The sequence below is a fragment of the Clavibacter zhangzhiyongii genome, assembly GCF_014775655.1.
Taxonomy (GTDB): domain Bacteria; phylum Actinomycetota; class Actinomycetes; order Actinomycetales; family Microbacteriaceae; genus Clavibacter; species Clavibacter zhangzhiyongii.
This window is the reverse complement of record NZ_CP061274.1, coordinates 2,817,374-2,828,921: the sequence shown is the minus strand read 5'-3', so window position 1 is coordinate 2,828,921 and position 11,548 is coordinate 2,817,374. Positions and strand designations below refer to the sequence as shown.

Sequence of the window (11,548 nt, the reverse complement as noted above, 5' to 3'; positions counted from 1 at the left end):
TGCACCGCGTCGAGGACCGTCGGGGCCACGAGCTCCGCCTCGGCCACCTCCTCCTCGCGCGTGACGGGCGTCGGCACGAGCACGCCGCGCGCGCCCGCGTTCCGGGCGGCGCCCATGTCGGCGGCGATGTCGCCCACGACCGCGACGGTCGACGGCGCGATGCCCCACGTCCGGCAGGCCTCGAGCACCATGCCGGGGGCGGGCTTCCGGCAGTCGCAGCCGTCGTCGGATCCGTGCGGGCACAGCAGCACGAGGTCGAACGCGCCGAGCAGCTCCTGCACGCGCGCGTTGACGGCGTCGGCCTGATCGCGGGTGATGAGGCCGCGCGCGATGCCGGACTGGTTGGTCACCATGCCGACGCGCAGGCCCGCGGCGCGCACGGCGTCGACGGCCTCGCGGGCGCCGGGCATGAGCGTGACGAGGGCCGGGTCGCCGTTGTACGGCACGTCGACGACGAGCGTCCCGTCCCGGTCGAACAGGACGGCCTGGAGGTCGATCCCGGGCGAGCGCATGATCGGCCCGTACCCGACTGCTCCTCCTCCCAAACGCGGCCGCGAGCACTTCTCCTCCTCCCGTCACACTTCTCCGCGAGCCGAGGAGCAGCGCCCCCGCGCGGGGAGCAGCAGCGCCCTCGGACGGGGGCGCGCGGACGGGGGCGCGGGTCGAGCGGAGGCCGGCGTCAGCGCGCGGGCGCCTCCGTGATCCACCGCGATCGCGCCAGCAGCATCGGCATGAGCGGCGCGATCAGCAGCGCGCCCAGCCCGCCGACGGCCATGTCGCCGATCGTGTCGGCGTAGCCGGTGAGGATCTCCGGGTCGAGCCACGTCTGCCCCGCCCACTCGCCGAGCTCCCACAGCGCCGAGAGCGCGAGGCCCACGGTGAGGCTGAGGAACCCGAGCGGCAGCGGCCGCCGGTCGACGACGACGCCCGCGCGGTCGGCCAGCAGGATCACGAGCGCGGCGAGCGCGGCCGTCGTGACGAGGTGCGCGGGGATGTCCCACCACGGCAGCCTCTCGTAGAGGTCGAGCCGGTTGCTCGCAGCGGAGACGAGGGTCGTGATCCCGATGGCGAGGTCCAGCCCGGGCCGCGCGCCGAGACCCCGCGGCGCCACCAGCCCGAGCAGCGCGAGCGCGAACATCGCGGAGGTGACGCCCGTCCACGCGAACACGGAGAAGAGGAACGTGAGCAGCCCGATCACGCGCACGGCGTCGGCGAGGACCGCCGTGATCCCGCGCGGCGGCTGCAGGAAGGTGAGCCCGGCCAGCCCGGCGAAGGCCGCGACGTCCTCGGGCGGGGCGGGCGCGTCGGGCGGGGTCGACGCGGTGGGGTCCGTCAGCACCGCACCACCGCCTGCAGCGCCTCGTGGTCGCTCGGCGCGCGGCCCGCGACGCGCGTGGTGTTGATGCCCACGCGCGTCACCTCGACGTCGGGCGTGACGAGCATCCAGTCGATCCGGCGGGTCGTCCGCTTCGGCGCCTTGTAGTTCGACCACGTGCCCCACTCCGGAGTGAGGCGCTCGCGGGCGGCGGGCCAGGCGTCGACGAGCGCGCCCGACTCGACGAGCAGCCGGTGCGGCTCGGTGTCGACGCCCGCGTTGGTGTCGCCCGAGACGATGGTCGGCACCGGCACCTCGGCGACGATCTCGAGCATCATGCGCGCCGACGCCTCGCGGGAGCGCCGCGAGAGGTGGTCGAAGTGCGTGTTCACGTGCCGGAGCGGGAGGCCCGTGGCGAGGTCGGTGAAGTCGGCGACCACGGCGATGCGGGGCACCATGTTGCCCCAGCTCCGGGATCCGGCGACCGCGGGCGTGTCCGACAGCGCGACCTGCCGCCAGCTCGTGAGCTCGAGGCGGCGCGTGTCGTAGAAGGTGGGGCAGCCCTCGCCGTGCCCGTCGGGGTTGCGGCCGTGGCCGATCCGCCGGTAGTGCCGCCCGAGCGCGTGCGACAGGGCGCGGCCCTGCGTGGGCATCGCCTCCTGCGTGCCGAGGAGCGCGGGCTGCTCGCGCTGCAGCAGCGCGGCGAGGAGCGGCTCGCGGTCGGCCCAGCGGTCGGGGCTGCCCGGCCGGTAGCGGCGGAACAGGCGGCGGATGTTGTACGTCATCACGTGCAGGTCGGGGGCGTCGACCGGGCCGATGAGCACCCGCCCGTCCTGCAGGGTGCCGTCGGCGCTGAGGGTCATGCGTCCATCGTCCCCCAGCGGGGCCGCACCGACCGCCGCTGGCGGGGAACCGTCACCGGGGTCGTCCGCATCGTCGCGACGCGACACGCGGAGCCGCTCGGCCCGTCGGACGCGGCGCGAGGCTACGCGGCGGCGGGATCCGGGGCGGCGTCGATGCGCGCGAGGAACGCGTGCAGGTCGTCGCGGATCCGTCCGAGCTCGGCCGGGGTCATGCCGGTGCGCTCGGCGACGCGCGCGGGCACCTGCTCGGCCTGCCGACGGAGCGCCCGGCCCGCGCCGGTGAGGGTGACGCGCACGACGCGCTCGTCCTCCTCGCTGCGCGACCGCTCGAGGAGGCCCGCCGACTGGAGGCGCTTGAGCAGCGGCGTCACCGTCGCGGGCTCCAGCGCGAGCGCGCCGCCGAGGTCGGAGATGGAGCGGCCGTCCCGCTCCCAGAGCGCCAGCATCACGAGGTACTGCGGATGCGTGAGGCCCAGCGGCTCGAGGATCGGCCGGTACAGCGAGACGACCGATCGCGCCGCCAGCACCGCCGCGAAGCAGACCTGGCTCTCGAGCGCCAGGGGATCCGCGCGCGTCGCGTCGTCGTGTGCCATGCCCTGCTCCTCGCCGCGCGGAGAAATACCGCGTACACTGAATACTATGACACGAGGTAATGGGCGGGAGGACGGCCCGCGGCACGAGCGCGGCTTCGGGGCGGCCGTCGAGCGGTTCAACCAGCGGCTGCGCCCGTACCTCGGCGCGCCCCCGCTCGGGCCGTACACCGACGATCCGGTGCCCGAGCCGCAGTCGCGCCTCTGCCCCATGTGCGGCAAGCCCATGCCCGACCACGACATCGACCGGTCGGGGGCGCGCACGCAGGTGCGCTGCCCCGCCTGATCCGCGGGTCGGCCGGCGCGACGTCTGGCCTCACGGCTGGCCGGGCCGAGCCGGGCCGAGCTGGGCGGTGCCCGGGTGCCGCGTCAGTCGAGCGCGCCCAGCGCCGCGACGGCGGCCTTCGCGGCGCCGGAGATGAGGGCGTCGTCGACGTCCGCGTCCTGCCGGTCCTTCGACGAGTGCACGGCGATCACGATCGGTGCGGCATCCGGCCGCCAGACGACGGCCACGTCGCCGCGGCTCGCGTAGGCGCCGCTGCCCGACTTGTCGCCGACCGTCCAGTCCGTCGGCAGCTCGGCGCGCACGAGGGTGTCGCCCGTCTGCGTCGCCGTCAGCCAGCCGGTGAAGAGGGCGCGCTCGTCGGCGTCGAGGGGATCCGCGATCGCCCCCGGGCCGCCCAGGGCGTACGCGCGGAGCAGTGCGGCGGCGGCCCGCGGGGTGGTGGTGTCGCGGTCGTCGCCCGGGGTGGCCTCGTTGAGGTCGGGCTCGGTGCGGGAGACGATCGTCGTGTCGTCGCCGAGGGCCGTGAGCGCCGCATCCAGCTCCGCGGGGCCGCCGAGCGCCTCGAGCAGGAGGTTCGCCGCGGTGTTGTCGCTGCGGGTCATGGCGGCCTCGGCCAGCTCGCGGAGGGTCATCGTGCCGCCGACGCGCGTCTCGGTGACGGGGGCGTAGGAGAGGACGTCGGCCGCGTCGATCGGCACCGCGCGCTCCATCCCCGCGATGCCGACGCGGTCGAGGAGGGCCGCGGCCAGCGGGGCCTTGATGGTGGAGGCGTACGCGAACCGCTCGTCCGCGCGCCAGGAGACCTCGGCGCCCGTGCCCGTGTCGACCGCGTGGACCCCGAGGCGCGCGCCGAAGCGCCCCTCCAGGGCGGTGAACGCGGCGTCGGCGGCGGCCTGGTCGACCGCGGGCGAGGGCTCGGCCGATGCGGGCGGCGCGGCGGGGGCGGGCGGCGTCGGGGACTCGGCGGCGGGGGCGGCGCACCCGGCGAGGAGGGCGACGGCGAGCGACGCGACGGCGGCGAGGCGCACGGGTCGGGCGGGGTGGATCACGGCGGGGCTCCTCGGGAGGCGTCGGGCGGATGCGGCGCGTCGTGCGGGCCGCGGATCCAGCCTCTCCCGCGTGGACGCGCGCGTCGTCCCCCGGGCGGTGCAGGCGGGTCCCCCGCTCGGACCACGCTTCCGATTCAGCGGATGTGGAAAAGCGTTCCCTAGGCTTCGCGGGGCTCCCGACGCGGGACCCGACGCCCGACCCCGACGCCCGACCCCCCGAGAGACGAGAGGCCGCATGAGCGCCATCACCGCAGTGACCCCCGGCGAGATCCATCCGAGCGAGGGGTACGACGGCTTCGTCGGCTGGGTCCTCTCGCTCATCGAGACGCTGGGGGAGGTGGGCGTCGGCCTCGCGGTCCTCATCGAGACGTTCGTGCCGCCGATCCCGTCGGAGGCGATCCTCCCCGTCGCCGGCTTCCTCGCCTACGAGGGCCGGATGAGCGCGTGGGGCGCCTGGGCCGCGGCCACCGTGGGCGCGCTCCTCGGCGCGCTCATCTGGTACGCGATCGGTGCCGCCCTCGGCCGCGACCGCACCCGCCGCCTCGTCGGCCGGATCCCGCTGCTCGACCACGCCGACTTCGACAAGGCCGAGGCCTTCTTCGTGCGCTGGGGCGGCACCGCCGTGCTCCTCGGCCGCTGCGTGCCGCTCGTGCGCTCCTTCATCTCGATCCCCGCGGGCATCGAGCGCATGCCCGTCTGGCGCTTCTCCCTCTACACGGTGATCGGATCCGGTGCCTGGAACGCCGTCTGGGTGGGCCTCGGCTTCGCGTTCGGCCCGGCGATCCGCCCGGTGCTCGAGGAGTGGAGCGGGCTGATCTCGTACGCGGCCGTCGGCGTCATCGCGCTGCTGGTGCTGTGGTTCGTGGTGTCGCGGCTGATCCGGCGGGTGCGGGCGGCCTGAGGGCGCGGGGCACGCCACGCCCGCGCCCGCCTGCCGGTGGGCGCGGGCGGCCGCGATCATGCGGTCGCTTGACGGGATCCAACTCGATTGAAGTTGAAGCTGGCTCCTCCAACTATCTGGTGAAAACGTGCATACGAGCGCGAGCTCAATTTAGGTTGCCCTGCCGGTCCAGTACTTGGCTGCATATTCGGCAGTGGTTGTGCCTGTTTGGATCCAATCATTCAGCTCCACTTCAGAAAGCCCAAAGTATTCACTGATGGAGCGCAGCACATAGCTTTCGACGAGCATGGGTGGCGCAACGAGCTGCTCAACGTCAACATATAATCCGTTGATGACGACAATCAAGTCGTGGTTGTTATGTATGGTTGGATCTACCAGGCGATCCATGGCTGAGTACTCGCTGTGGCTTAATGCTGCTACGGACGCATACCAAGAACTGGCTCTTGCCTCAAAAGTCTTACGAAGAAGATTTTTTGCTAACCGGGGCGGCGTCGGAGTGTTGGTTTTGGATACCGGCTCCCCGCTATTGGATATAAGCTCTGCCTCCCAGCGTGCTGCATGATCTCGCGCTCGGCGGCCCCATTCGGTTTCATATTCGCGGTACTCCTCGCCGGCTAAGTAGCTGACGGACTTAATACGAAGCCTAGAAAAGCGGTAGTAAAATTCTTCGGTTGTTTCTGATTCGAGGAAGTAAGCGACCTTGCCAAAGGCCTCTGTGGCGCCTCTGGCTAGTGAGCCGAGTGCCCATGCGCCGACCGGCCGGGCCTCGAGGGTGGAGCAAAAAGCCTTGAAATGGTCAAGGCCGGACAGCGCAGTCATTAACAGATCTTGGTGAGCATGCCGGATGTCATCACGAGAAATATCACCGCTGGAATCCAAGTGAAGTTTAGCAGCAGACTCTTCACGTCGGTCTCCTTCCTCGAGAAGTTTAATGATGAGCGCTTCCCCTGCTTGAATGTGGGATGCTAAGGCACGTGAAAAGTGTAAGATAGTTTCTGTACTCATATTCAAGTTGAACAGATTCGTGCTCCATTTGCAAGCGTTTCCGCACCTAAATGCTGCACCTCCAGCCGTTTTGCAAAACAGTTCATTTGCCGTGGTACTGGTACGAGTGGGTGCTACAGGCTGAGATCGCGTGCCAGGCTGGAACCCATGCATACCCCCGGCGATCGCGCCGCCCTCCCCGACGACGCCCGCCCCGCTCCCACGAGCACCGACGGCGCCGCGAGCCTCGACAGCCCCGCCGAGATCCTCGTCCTCCGCGCCATCAAGCTCGGCGACATCCTCGTGGCCGTCCCCGCGCTCCGCGCCATCCGCCGCGCGCACCCGGGGTCGCGGATCCTGCTCGCCACCACCGGCTGGCTCGCCCCCGTCGTGGAACTCCTCGGCATGGTCGACGTGCACCTCCCGCAGCAGGGCTTCGACCACCCCATCGCGCGCGAGCCCGGAACCGTCGACCTCGCGATCAACCTGCACGGCGCCGGCATCGAGAGCCGCACGCTCCTCCACGAGCTGCGCGCGCACCGCACCCTCGGCCACGCGGCGCCCGAGCTCGACGGCATGCCCGCCGCCGACGGCCCCGCGTGGGAGGACCACGTCCTCGAGCGCTACCGCTGGGCCCGGCTCGTCTCCTGGCACGGCATGCCCGCGGACCCGGACGACGTCGGCATCCTGGTGCCCGCCGAGCCGCCCGTCGCCGAGCACGCCGTCGTGATCCACGTGGGCGCCGCCTACGGATCCCGCCAGTGGCCCGTCGACCGCTTCGCCGAGGTCGCCCGCGCGCTCGCCGACGAGGGCCGCACGGTCGTCTTCACCGGCAGCGACAAGGAGCGCGAGCGCGCCCTCGAGGTCGCCGCCCTCGCCGGCATGCCCACGGAGACGGTGCTCGCGGGCGAGCTGGCCCTCGACGCCTTCGCGGGCGTCATCGCGGCCGCCGACCTCGTGATCTCCGCCGACACGGGCGCCGCCCACCTCGCGAGCGCCTACGGCATCCCGTCGGTCGTGATCTTCGGCCCGGCCCCGCCCGAGGAGTGGGGCCCGCCCGCGTCCGGCCCGCACATCGTGCTGACCGACGCGTCGCAGCGCCTCGGCGACACCTTCTCCGCGATCCCGGATCCGGCGCTTCTCGCGATCACGCCGGCCCACGTCCTCGAGGCGGCCCGCTCCCTCGACGGCCACCGCGTGATCCGTCCCCTCACGGGCGAGCCGCGCGACTGATCCGCCGCGACCGCAGGACGGCTCAGCGCCGCAGCCGCATGACCTCGAAAGCGAGGTCGACCGGGACGGCGAGCGGCTGCTCCGTGAGGGGCACCTCGTGCCGGACGCGCTCGTCGCCGATCCCCGTGACGATGCGTGCGTGCTCGCCGTCGCGATGCACCTCGACCAGGTGCAGCCCCGGCACGTTGTCGTCGAGGTGGTGCTCGAGCGACGCGAGGTCGTAGTGGAGCGTGAGCCAGATCGCCCACGGCGTCATGTCGTACGGGAAGCTCTGCCAGCAGTCCGGGTCGAGCGGCGCGAGCGGCATGAAGGCGGCGAGTGCCTCATGGATCTCCTCGCTCGTCGCCCACCCCGGCATGCGGATCCGGTGCCCGGAGGTCGTGATCAGCGTCGTCGAGTCCTCGGCGAACTCGACACCCTCCACGATCGCGACGCACTCCGGCTGCGACAGCTCCACGAGCGTCAGCCGCGACAGCAGGTTCCCGCGGAACGTCGCCGCGCGCGGGAGGTTCGAGTGCTCCATCGCCGGGTCCGTCATCGCTGCATCAGCTGTAGTCCGCGTGCACCGTCTTCGCCGCGCCGTCGAGCCGCACCGTCCCGCCGTGCGGCAGGATCCACTGCGGCCGCGTGTGACCGAACGGCACGCCCACGCAGACCACGGCGCGCGGGTTGTAGCGGGCGACCTGCTCGATGATCGTGTCGCGCTGCTCCGCCCGCAGCCGCGCGCGCTCCTCGGCCGACGGCACCGGCGCTCCCATGATGATGGTCGGCGGCCGGGCGACGAGCACGCCCGCGACGACGTCGAGGATCCCGCGCTCGCCGAGCCCCCTCACCCACCGTCGCACGCTGTCGGCCGACGGCACCTCCTCGCTGGTCTCCAGCAGCAGGATCCCGCCCTCGAGCTTCGCGACCTCGGGCATGCGCCCGGCCATCGCGATCTGGTCGATCACCTCGATGCAGCCGCCCCACGTCGGCCCCTCCGCGATCTTCGCGGGACCGGCCCACTTCCACGGCTCGGTCGCGTGGCGCTCGCCGTGCTCGGTGAGCGCGCGAGGATCCGTCCAGTCGATCCCGAAGTCCTCCGACTCGCCCGGTTCCGTGATCGCCAGCTCCCCGCCCTCGATCAGCGCCGCCCGGAGCGAGCGGAGGTGCACGTCGTCGATGCCGGGTCCGGCGCCGAGGTGCACCTGGGTGGATCCGCCGTAGAAGGAGGGGATGCCGAGCCCCGCGAGCAGGTTGTGCAGGTTCGTGTTGTCGCTGTAGCCGAGGAACGGCTTGGGGTTCCGGGCCAGCTCCTCGATGTCGACGTGCGGCACCACGGTGACCTGGTCGTCCCCGCCGATGGTCGAGACGATGGCGCGGATCGAGTCGTCGGCGAACGCGGCGGTGATGTCGGCGGCGCGGTCCTCGGCGCTCGCACCGAGCCGCCGGGTGGTCGGGTACTCGACGGGGATCAGCCCGGTCGCCTCCTGCAGCCGGCGCATCGCCTGCTCGTGCACCTCGGGCGCGATCCCGGGGGCGGCGAACGCGGGGCTCAGCACCGCCACCTGGTCTCCCGCCTTCGCCTTGGGCACGGACTTGCGGAACCGGGAGGTGGTGGAGGGCGTCATGCGGGTCATGCTCGCAGAGGAGCCCGTGAGCCCGCGGGGCGATCCCTCCGTCCGTTCCCCCTTGTACCAATCCTTGGTACCTTCGTGCCATGGCTCAGAACACGTCGATCAGCCTGGACGGGCACTTCACCGGCTTCCTCGCCCGGGAGGTCGAATCCGGGCGCTATCGCTCGGCGAGCGAGGTGGTCCGTGCCGGGCTTCGTCTCCTGGAGGACCAGGAGACGCAGCTCGAGGCGTTGCGTGCAGCGCTCATCGCCGGCGAGGCGAGCGGCGAGGCCGCACCGTTCGACCTCGACGCGTTCATCGCGGACAAGCGCGCGTGAAGCCCTACCGGCTCACGCCGGCGGCGACGAAGGACCTCTCCGAGATCTGGGACTACACCGAGGAGCGCTGGGACGCCGATCAGGCCGAGTCGTACGTCCGGGAGATCGGAGCCGCCATCGAGCGCGTGGCCGAGGACTCCCTGCGCGGCCGCGATTGCGGCGACATCCGCCCGGGGTACAGGCGCTACGGCATCGGGAGTCACACGGTCTACTACGTGGACCGGCCCGACACGATCAACGTGATCCGGATCCTGCACCAGCGGATGGACCCGTCCCGGCACCTGTGAGGGGCGCTGGACTCGCCTCGGCGGGTGGCTCTGCTCGACGGGGGCGTGTCCCGCCCTACGGCCCGCCCAGCCAGTGGTCGATCCGATGGTGGTCCGGGCTGAACCCGTGCCCCACGCCCCAGATGACCGCCTGGGTGCGGCTCTGCACCTGGATCTTCCGGTAGATCGAGCGGATGTAGCTCTTCACCGTGTTGGGGGAGAGGTACGTGAGGGCGGCGACCTCCTGGTTGCTCTTGCCCTGCGTGATGAGCGCGAGGATCTCCGACTCGCGGTCCGTGATCCCCTCGCGCTTGCCCGGCCAGTCGAGCGACGGCGCGCTCGCGGCCCGCAGCGGCGCGTCGTTGAACAGCTCCTCCCCGGCCTGTATCCGCTCGAGCGCCTCCACCAGCTCGCGGGCCGGCAGTGCCTTGGAGAGGTAGCCGTGCACGCCCTGGCGGCGAGCGTCGGCGATCAGCTCGGGCTGGAAGTTCCAGGTGTAGACGACCACGTGGGTCGCGCGCGGGTTCCGCACCAGCTCCGCGATCTCGTGGTGGTCGGACTCCGGCTGCGCGAACGAGTCGTAGAGCACGATGTCGATCTCGTCGGCGAGGGCCGCGTTCGCGTCGATCTCGGCGACGACCACGCGGTCGCGGTAGTCGTCAAACATGTGGGCGAGGCCCTTCAGCACCACGTCGTAGTCGTCGACGAGCGCGATCGTGACAGGGCGGGTGCGGGTGGCGGGCATGGATCCAGGATCCCACCCCCAGGGGTGTGCTCCCACACCCCGGAGGGTGGTTGGTTGGGGTCATCGGCCCGAACGGGCACCCACCGCGCGTCTTCCCTGACGTGCTCGCACAGAGGAGAACACCATGCTCGGACTCATCATCAGCCTCATCGTCGTCGGCCTGATCGCCGGCTTCATCGCCCGCGCGGTCGTGCCCGGCCGCCAGAACCTCGGCATCCTCAAGACGATCCTGCTCGGCATCGTCGGCTCGTTCGTCGGCGGCTTCCTCGGCTTCCTGATCTTCCAGCACGACGTGATGGACGGCTTCCTCCAGCCCGCCGGCATCATCGGCTCGATCATCGGCGCCATCATCGTGCTGCTCATCTACGTGAAGGTCGGCGGTCGCAGCAACCGCAGCGTCCGCCGCTGAACACGGCCGGGCGACCCGTCGATGCGCTGGCGCGCACCTGACGACAGCCGGTAGTTGAGACGAGGAGGGGCGGGCGGCCGTGGAGGCCGCCCGCCCCTTCGGCGTACGCGGATCAGGACTGCTTGCCGTCCCAGCGGGTTTCTCCGTGCTCGTCGACCCAGTGGTACAGCTGCTGCTTCAACTGTCCGAACGAGCTGTAGGTGAGCTTCCGTCCCCGCAGCGCGGCGAAGTCGGCGTCCTCGCGATTCACGAGAGGGATCTTCCACAAGGACCCCTGCCGCAAAGACGGATCGCGAGACAGGAGGAGTTGCACGTCGATCTCGAACGACCCGATGACGAACCGAGCTCGGGTGTGAGGGCCGTGGACGGCGACCAACGCGCGAGGCGCGTCGGTCGGATGCTCGATCCACTCGTCCAGATGCCGCTCGATCTGCCACCATGCTTCCGCATCGGCGGCGATGATCTTCTCGTCGGGGTTGCTCGGGTCGGCCATGATCCGGCCGTCTGCCAGGACGTCGCCCGCCGCGAGGTAGACGAACAGCGCACCGCCTGCCTGCTGCGCGAGGTCTCCTTCGTGGACCGGTGCCAGGCCGATCCGGTCGGCGAGGTCGGCGGGAACTCCCAACGGGAGGAAGCGATGACCATTGCCCACAGCTCTGTTGAATTCCGGGGCCATGGCGGAGATCAATGCGGCCTCGACCTCCAAGCCCGTCTTCTCGTCGGCGTAGGGGCCCGCGATCTCGAGCGAGTAATCGCCGCGCTCGAGCCAGGATCTGAGTGCATCGTTGTGGCTCTCGGCTGCATGCGACAGGGCCCTGGCTGGCTTTCGTCCGTACCCGACGTACTTCGCCTTCTGTTGGGTACCGGTCGAGCGGTACAAGTAGACGTAGGAACCGGAATCGCCTTCGATGCTCACCCGGACGACGCTATACACAGCCGGTCGCGGACGCAGGACCCCGGTCGGGCTCCTCATC

The 11,548-nt window shown here is 71.3% G+C and carries 15 protein-coding genes and 1 pseudogene; 6 read left to right on the top strand and 10 right to left on the bottom strand.

Annotated features, from left to right (window positions below; translation table 11 throughout):
- Positions 1-20 precede the first annotated feature (20 nt).
- The 4 genes and pseudogenes from H9X71_RS14985 to H9X71_RS13345 all read right to left on the bottom strand — a co-directional run.
- Positions 21-512, bottom strand: a pseudogene (locus H9X71_RS14985) (D-glycero-alpha-D-manno-heptose-1,7-bisphosphate 7-phosphatase); the annotation flags it as partial.
- 167 nt (positions 513-679) lie between these two features.
- Positions 680-1,339: a DUF2238 domain-containing protein gene (locus tag H9X71_RS13355; RefSeq protein ID WP_191147516.1), complete on the bottom strand. Its 660-nt coding sequence runs from the start codon at positions 1,337-1,339 to the stop codon at positions 680-682.
- Entirely contained in the window at positions 1,333-2,178 is an 846-nt protein-coding gene (locus tag H9X71_RS13350; RefSeq protein WP_191147515.1) for an endonuclease/exonuclease/phosphatase family protein, read from the bottom strand. The genes H9X71_RS13355 and H9X71_RS13350 overlap by 7 nt, the downstream gene beginning before the upstream one ends.
- A gap of 122 nt (positions 2,179-2,300) precedes the next feature.
- The gene (locus tag H9X71_RS13345; protein WP_191147514.1) at positions 2,301-2,771 is read right to left on the bottom strand and encodes a MarR family winged helix-turn-helix transcriptional regulator; all 471 of its coding nucleotides are present in this window, start codon (positions 2,769-2,771) and stop codon (positions 2,301-2,303) included.
- A 46-nt stretch (positions 2,772-2,817) separates the two neighbouring features.
- On the opposite strand from H9X71_RS13345, the gene H9X71_RS13340 reads away from it, so the two are divergent.
- Positions 2,818-3,054, top strand: a complete 237-nt coding sequence (locus H9X71_RS13340) for a hypothetical protein (protein WP_191147513.1) — start codon at positions 2,818-2,820, stop codon at positions 3,052-3,054.
- An 83-nt stretch (positions 3,055-3,137) separates the two neighbouring features.
- Here the strand turns inward: H9X71_RS13340 and bla are convergent, their stop codons facing one another.
- On the bottom strand, positions 3,138-4,103 hold the full coding sequence (gene bla, locus H9X71_RS13335; protein ID WP_191147512.1) for a class A beta-lactamase: 966 nt from the start codon (positions 4,101-4,103) through the stop codon (positions 3,138-3,140).
- A gap of 235 nt (positions 4,104-4,338) precedes the next feature.
- Between bla and H9X71_RS13330 the strand changes: the two genes are divergently transcribed.
- Entirely contained in the window at positions 4,339-5,004 is a 666-nt protein-coding gene (locus H9X71_RS13330) for a DedA family protein (RefSeq protein ID WP_191147511.1), read from the top strand.
- 150 nt (positions 5,005-5,154) lie between these two features.
- Here H9X71_RS13330 and H9X71_RS13325 read toward each other — a convergent pair whose 3' ends face one another.
- Entirely contained in the window at positions 5,155-6,009 is an 855-nt protein-coding gene (locus H9X71_RS13325; RefSeq protein WP_191147510.1) for a hypothetical protein, read from the bottom strand.
- Between the two features lie 147 nt (positions 6,010-6,156).
- Between H9X71_RS13325 and H9X71_RS13320 the strand changes: the two genes are divergently transcribed.
- Positions 6,157-7,221, top strand: a complete 1,065-nt coding sequence (locus tag H9X71_RS13320) for a glycosyltransferase family 9 protein (protein ID WP_191147509.1) — start codon at positions 6,157-6,159, stop codon at positions 7,219-7,221.
- Between the two features lie 22 nt (positions 7,222-7,243).
- Here the strand turns inward: H9X71_RS13320 and H9X71_RS13315 are convergent, their stop codons facing one another.
- Entirely contained in the window at positions 7,244-7,759 is a 516-nt protein-coding gene (locus H9X71_RS13315; protein ID WP_191147508.1) for a hypothetical protein, read from the bottom strand.
- 7 nt (positions 7,760-7,766) lie between these two features.
- The gene (locus H9X71_RS13310) at positions 7,767-8,831 is read right to left on the bottom strand and encodes a S66 family peptidase (RefSeq protein WP_191147507.1); all 1,065 of its coding nucleotides are present in this window, start codon (positions 8,829-8,831) and stop codon (positions 7,767-7,769) included.
- A gap of 89 nt (positions 8,832-8,920) precedes the next feature.
- On the opposite strand from H9X71_RS13310, the gene H9X71_RS13305 reads away from it, so the two are divergent.
- Positions 8,921-9,154 carry a type II toxin-antitoxin system ParD family antitoxin gene (locus tag H9X71_RS13305; RefSeq protein WP_191147506.1) on the top strand — a complete coding sequence of 78 codons (234 nt, stop codon included), beginning with the start codon at positions 8,921-8,923 and terminating at the stop codon, positions 9,152-9,154.
- The gene (locus H9X71_RS13300; protein ID WP_191147505.1) at positions 9,151-9,441 is read left to right on the top strand and encodes a type II toxin-antitoxin system RelE/ParE family toxin; all 291 of its coding nucleotides are present in this window, start codon (positions 9,151-9,153) and stop codon (positions 9,439-9,441) included. Before H9X71_RS13305 ends, H9X71_RS13300 begins: the two co-directional genes overlap by 4 nt.
- Before the next feature lie 55 nt (positions 9,442-9,496).
- On the opposite strand, the gene H9X71_RS13295 is transcribed toward H9X71_RS13300, so the two are convergent.
- The gene (locus H9X71_RS13295; RefSeq protein ID WP_191147504.1) at positions 9,497-10,165 is read right to left on the bottom strand and encodes a response regulator transcription factor; all 669 of its coding nucleotides are present in this window, start codon (positions 10,163-10,165) and stop codon (positions 9,497-9,499) included.
- Positions 10,166-10,289: 124 nt separating this feature from the next.
- Between H9X71_RS13295 and H9X71_RS13290 the strand changes: the two genes are divergently transcribed.
- Positions 10,290-10,574, top strand: a complete 285-nt coding sequence (locus H9X71_RS13290; RefSeq protein ID WP_191147503.1) for a GlsB/YeaQ/YmgE family stress response membrane protein — start codon at positions 10,290-10,292, stop codon at positions 10,572-10,574.
- 112 nt (positions 10,575-10,686) lie between these two features.
- On the opposite strand, the gene H9X71_RS13285 is transcribed toward H9X71_RS13290, so the two are convergent.
- Positions 10,687-11,490: a hypothetical protein gene (locus tag H9X71_RS13285; protein WP_191147502.1), complete on the bottom strand. Its 804-nt coding sequence runs from the start codon at positions 11,488-11,490 to the stop codon at positions 10,687-10,689.
- Between the last annotated feature and the right edge of the window lie 58 nt (positions 11,491-11,548).

Excerpts from the sequence above, each read along its gene's own strand:
- H9X71_RS13340 (WP_191147513.1), top strand. The coding sequence starts at position 2,818 with ATGACACGAGGTAATGGGCGGGAGGACGGCCCGCGGCACGAGCGCGGC.
- H9X71_RS13350 (WP_191147515.1), bottom strand. The coding sequence starts at position 2,178 with ATGACCCTCAGCGCCGACGGCACCCTGCAGGACGGGCGGGTGCTCATC.
- H9X71_RS13320 (WP_191147509.1), top strand. The coding sequence starts at position 6,157 with ATGCATACCCCCGGCGATCGCGCCGCCCTCCCCGACGACGCCCGCCCC.
- H9X71_RS13330 (WP_191147511.1), top strand. The coding sequence starts at position 4,339 with ATGAGCGCCATCACCGCAGTGACCCCCGGCGAGATCCATCCGAGCGAG.
- H9X71_RS13290 (WP_191147503.1), top strand. The coding sequence starts at position 10,290 with ATGCTCGGACTCATCATCAGCCTCATCGTCGTCGGCCTGATCGCCGGC.
- H9X71_RS13310 (WP_191147507.1), bottom strand. The coding sequence starts at position 8,831 with ATGACGCCCTCCACCACCTCCCGGTTCCGCAAGTCCGTGCCCAAGGCG.
- H9X71_RS13325 (WP_191147510.1), bottom strand. The coding sequence starts at position 6,009 with ATGAGTACAGAAACTATCTTACACTTTTCACGTGCCTTAGCATCCCAC.
- H9X71_RS13305 (WP_191147506.1), top strand. The coding sequence starts at position 8,921 with ATGGCTCAGAACACGTCGATCAGCCTGGACGGGCACTTCACCGGCTTC.
- H9X71_RS13315 (WP_191147508.1), bottom strand. The coding sequence starts at position 7,759 with ATGACGGACCCGGCGATGGAGCACTCGAACCTCCCGCGCGCGGCGACG.
- H9X71_RS13295 (WP_191147504.1), bottom strand. The coding sequence starts at position 10,165 with ATGCCCGCCACCCGCACCCGCCCTGTCACGATCGCGCTCGTCGACGAC.
- H9X71_RS13345 (WP_191147514.1), bottom strand. The coding sequence starts at position 2,771 with ATGGCACACGACGACGCGACGCGCGCGGATCCCCTGGCGCTCGAGAGC.